A 5,437-nucleotide genomic window follows, 5' to 3' on the forward strand; every position below is an offset into this window, starting at 1 on the left:
CAAAGAAGCAATTTTGTCTCTTGCACGCTGTTGAAGCGCAATGGCCTCGCGATCATCAATCCAACTTGTATCCCCGTATCCTAGACCGACTCGAACTTTGGCATATAGTTCTAAATCCTGTCTTTGTTTTTTTATTGCAAGTTTTGATAATTTATCACGAATATTGTTATATACACTAACCACAGTAACACTAGCCACAGTAGATGCTTTTGCATTAGCAATTTCCTTAAGATAACTTATATCACTGTAGTCTGCTCCATCAATTAGAGCTTCAAATTGACCCACATATGGACCTGGCATATTTATTCTCCCGTATACGAAGGGTTTCTGTGCTTATATTATAATAATAGCCCATGGCATTATTCATTAAACTTCACATCGTTATAAAATTTGTTCCCATTGCACCTATTTATCTCATTGCTATTTTTTAATGGAATTACCACCTTGTGACAACACTGGTCCTTCGATTTTTTTATTTTTATCATTCGGTGTTTTTATACCACTTAAGTTCTCTTTATAATCAGAAACGGTCTTCTTGCTTGTAGTATCCAATTCTTCTCTTTTTCTTTTGTCCATGATGCTCTTAAAATCCGCTACTTGCGCTGCAATATGGCTTTTGGCCGTACCTTTAAATACGCTCTCATAAACAGATTCCTTAGTAAAGCCTCTCCAATTTTTTTCGACACTGGGGTTCCATGCGGCGGTATTGCGGACGGAAAATTCTATTTTACTTTGAGAAAAATTAGGATGGTGTTCACCAAGTACAACTAATGCAGTCCATAAATATTGCAATTCCTCTTCTTTTCCTTTAACCCCTTTCAATGTAATTGGGGTTTTACCATCCCAACGTTCCAGCAAATTCATTGCTGCCTCGATTGCATCTTTGGCTTTGTAGTTTGGGTCTTCAGATAAATAAAATATCTTCACTTCTTGGGGATGACGTTTATAAACCTCTGATCCCTGCAGAAGCCCGGGAACAATTTTCCCCTCAGGATGAAAATCGACAGTAAAACGGCCTTTATCGGCTTCAATTTTGTTACCCGGATTATTTTCGTCGGGCTGGTAATGAACCATATCAGCGCATAGAACTTTGCCCTTTTCAGGGATTTCTTCTATTGAATAATTTGGATCTCGATTGGTACTTAAAGTAGTTCCTAACGTTGAGGTTGCCGCAGGATTTAATTGCCTAGCTAAAGTTGCCACTTGATCTTTTTCTATGGCTTTATACATAACATTTGATGACTTATGCTGTAATCTAACTTTACCACTGGAAAACTCATCAATTGTTGATAACAAACCTTTTTCGCCCGAAATTTTAGCTTTCGTCGTTTTATAAAAAGCTAACTGCTCAGCAACTGCAGTTTTCTCGGCTTCTAACTTTTCACGCATCTCGGTAAATTGTCGTCTAACTTCCAGACTCTTGATGTCATTGGGTGGTTGTGGCTCTTTTGTACTCTCAAGACATGCATCCAAATCGCGTAAATTAGTCTCTAAGTGCTCTATAATCTCATCACATTGCTCAGACAATTCTTTATATGTCTTTTTCATTGCCTGAGTTCTTTCTGATGTGTTCCCTTCGAGTGCCAAGTTGTATAAGCTTGCCTGCAATATCTTATTGTCAGGAATTTTCTCAAGCTTTGCTTTATGCTCTTCAATGGATGGCTTGCTTTTTTGTAGTTCAGTTAATTCCTGAGTTACTTCATTGATAATCTTTTGTTTATTTTCGTCGTTATCTTTGTCAAATAGATTCTTTCGTTTTTCAGCTTTTATTTCACGAAATACCGTTGGAGTAAGCGCTCTGCTTAATGATTCTTTCAGTGCTTTTGATTGCTCATCGTTTGGCTCTGGAATCAACTTATCAAGAAACTCATGGACATCTTTACTCGCAACAAAAAGGGCTTCCGCCTTCTTTACATCGTCCGCTGATGCCCAAGAACCAGGTCTGCCAACTTTTAAAAATAGTTCATCAAACCTTTTCCCAGCCGGTAATATTCTAGGTTCTTGTAGTCGTTCATAGACAATAACATTGTTCTTATGATGTGCTTGAATTTTATTGGCTACTTCATGAGGAGGAGCCAAAACATTTGAATCAGCAGCTGTTAAATTAAACGCTTGATAAAATTCATTCTTATTGGCAGGACTCCCACTTGCGACCCAAAGTGCTTCAACCAATGTTTTATAATGATCAGGATCCGAGAAATTAAGTGCTCTATGATCAAATAAAGCTTGATTTACTGCTGCAATTTTATCGGTAGGAATATCGAGGTTGACCAGTAACTTGGCTATAACAGGATTATGAACATTCTTAAAAGCGGCATTTCTTTCATTTTCCAGTACCAGAGCGCTAACATTGAGAGGTTGACCATGAGAATTAACAGTTCCCCAAAAAAACTTAATCTGTTCCGGAGTTCGCGCATTAATTACAAGATTTAAGTCATTACGCTTTTCCACTGAAAGGATTTCGACCTGCTTTTCCTCAGGCAATTGGCGAAACAAATCAATTAATGCTTTATGGGCTTCACGGCCATAACTGCTTTGGGTTTTATCGACCAAATCCTTAAAATCTTCGATACGCTGATCACGAGCAAATGATTTAAGCTGCTCTCGAATGACGCCCTTTATATCATTTAGGTGTTCTGGCTTAAGAAAATCTAATGAAAAGGAATCATTTCCATTATCTATAAACCCAGCCAATCGTTTTGGTAAATCTTTGATTTTAGCTTGATCAAGCCCTTTTAAATAACCTATGTTATGAGCGTTGGAAGGAATTTTTGACAACAACCCCTTGATCATAGACACTTTAAACAAAGTGAGATTATCTGTTCCTACCGCTTTATCGATAATCGCATCATGTCCTGGAATACCATTTTTTAATGCAGCTTTTAAATCGGCTTCATTATTGGCATTACAAATTGGAGCTCCTTTGGTGGTGCGGTCGCCTAGATTTAGGCCATCCTTTAATAATTTATCTTGCAAATATCGTGCACACAATTGTTGTTGTACTTTTGCGCCTAATACGGCTTTATCTTCTTTAAGTGTGTCATTTACCGCAAGGAATTCTGGCTGATTTAACAAGGTATTAAGGAACCCTTCCGGGCTGGCAATTCCTAACATTGGGGTTTTGCTTGATAGCCAGGTATAATCCAGTGTGCTAAGAATTCGGTTAAATTCTTCCAGGGCAGCAACTTTTTTTAAGGCATCACTACGTTCTTGAGCTTTATCAAACAGTTCATCGGGAAATTCTTGCTCCAAAGAAGTCAGCCCTTCTTCTGGAAAACCCAGTGCCTGTGCCGCCACTTTAAGGTCATTCCTGGCGCTGATTAAATCATCGAGTAATTTTGGATTCTGGAGGTCTGGTTTAGCGATTAATTGAAATAATAACTGTTTCGCTGCCTGTTGTTGAATTCGAATCACCGCTTCATCAGTCAAGATATCCCTGGAATCATTGGTACCTGGATGTCCTGGTGTAGCATGAGGTGCCGTTGCATGCCATCCTTGAGGCACAGGCATCTCAGGGACTACCTTTTTCGTCAAATAAGCCCTACACTCATCAGAATTATATTTTAAAATATTAATTAAAACTTCTTGATCGGTAACTGCACTCAGACCAAAGTGAATGCGTTGTTCTGTAGCCGCTTGTTTGATTTTTGCAAAACTATCAACCCGATCCGTTGAGTCTAAAAAAGTTTCATCATTTAGATAATCATCAGCATCGGCTCCCGCCAAAAACCTTGGATTTGTAGATTCCCAAGTATCAATTCCATCCGGCCTTATGCCAAACTCTCTTCCCCATAAAACCCGATGTTTTGTAACTGCTTTACGTAAATTTACCGGATCACTCAAATCAACTGAGATTAATTCATCTAGTGCATGGCGTGCTAAATCCCCTTTTGATAACAACGCAGGATTATTTATTGCAGCTAAAAGAGAGTCGTTCTTAGGCATAATCAAACCATTCAAACCATTATCTATATATTTTATGCTAAATTAATTAAATTATCCTTAAGTATCACATTAAATAATCACATCTTGCTTGAAGAAAGACTGTAAGATGGACTAACGTATAACATTAGTATAGCAAGATAAAGGGATTGAAATGATGAAAATTATACTTTGGGGACTATTATTTGCATTCATAAATTTTGCTTATGCTCAAGGTTGTGTGATTGGCGAAATTCCTTCACAACCCCGTTATGTCTGTTTTGATGGCAAAACATTACAGCTAGCAGAAGATGGCCATTATCGCTGGAATGCCAAAAGAGGTTGTTTTGTGAGCGCCGTTCCCTGCTGTGCCTACAAAGCCACTCATTACGCATTTTATCCCGACCCCACCAAAATTGGCGCCGCATATGCCCGTTGCCGCCACGATTACCCATTTCATCTGGGGGAAATGCAAACGCATTAATAATTCATTTTGTTCAAAATTCATGTCATTCCCGCGCAGGCGGGAATCTATTCTTCAACTAACACTGTACCTCATTAGAAATAGATTCCCGCCTACGCGGGAACGACATTGCGCACAAACAATTTGTCCATCTCACAAACCAAGCAAAAAATTAATTTGATCGATAGATTCCCGCCTACGCGGGAATGACATTGCGCACATACAATTTGTCCATCTCACAAACCAAGCAAAAAATTAATTTGATCGATAGATTCCCGCCTACGCGGGAATGACATTGCACACAAACAATTTGATCGATAGATTCCCGCCTGCGCGGAAATGACATTGCACATACAAAATTTGTCCTCTTATGAACTCAATCGACACAAAAAAAGATGATGATGCTTCAGTTATTATAAACCGGGATTACATCCCGAGATGGGGTTCTTGTAACTCGTATGTCGAGGAGGCTTCTGGTTGTGTCCCACAAGAAAAGAAGCAAAAAGAATTGGATTTTTTGGTTTCATGCTGCTCTAAAGCCCGGTTGATCAGAGTATTGATTTCCCATTGAGTAGAACTCCATCCATATAATCCCCTTAGCTGGCGAATAATCCATAATTTGCTGCGTAACTGGCGTATGTATTTCACCCCCGCCGATTCTTCTTCAGATGAGTAACCATTTATATCGTATCTTAATTGATGCAGTCTGTTCTCAAATTTAGGGTGTTCTTTATTCACTTTAATAAAGTGTTTAATGCACTCTAGAGCTAAATTCTTTTGAAATTTGAGACAAAACCGATGATCCTCACCTATATCTCTTAAAATTTGTTTAAAAGATCGATAACTCATATTGGGTCTTATTCCTTCCAAATAAGGATTTTTAAAAGCATATGCTTTAACTATAGATGGAAGGCCAGAATCCCTATATATCTTGGTTATTTGCGCCCCATTTTGTATTAAATGCTTGCTGATTAACATCCCATTGTTTTGTGCGTCAGATTCATCAATCGTTCCAGCTCGAACTCGTTCTGCCGCAATATCTAAAGGAGTTTT

General features: G+C 38.6%; 3 protein-coding genes and 1 pseudogene. 1 reads left to right on the top strand and 3 read right to left on the bottom strand.

Annotated elements, in window-relative coordinates; translation table 11 throughout:
* Together DGG96_RS17330 and DGG96_RS17335 are read right to left on the bottom strand one after the other, a co-directional pair.
* A partial coding sequence (locus tag DGG96_RS17330; protein WP_205872626.1) for a hypothetical protein occupies positions 1–300 on the bottom strand: 300 nt, incomplete at its 3' end.
* A gap of 120 nt (positions 301–420) precedes the next feature.
* Positions 421–3,945, bottom strand: a complete 3,525-nt coding sequence (locus DGG96_RS17335; RefSeq protein WP_110143802.1) for a hypothetical protein — start codon at positions 3,943–3,945, stop codon at positions 421–423.
* Positions 3,946–4,096: 151 nt separating this feature from the next.
* Between DGG96_RS17335 and DGG96_RS17340 the strand changes: the two genes are divergently transcribed.
* Positions 4,097–4,405, top strand: coding sequence for a hypothetical protein (locus tag DGG96_RS17340; protein ID WP_058468182.1), 309 nt, complete (start codon positions 4,097–4,099; stop codon positions 4,403–4,405).
* Positions 4,406–4,810: 405 nt separating this feature from the next.
* Here the strand turns inward: DGG96_RS17340 and DGG96_RS17345 are convergent.
* Positions 4,811–5,437: pseudogene (locus DGG96_RS17345) on the bottom strand (Dot/Icm T4SS effector AnkK/LegA5); the annotation flags it as partial.

It is taken from the genome of Legionella qingyii (genome assembly GCF_003184185.1).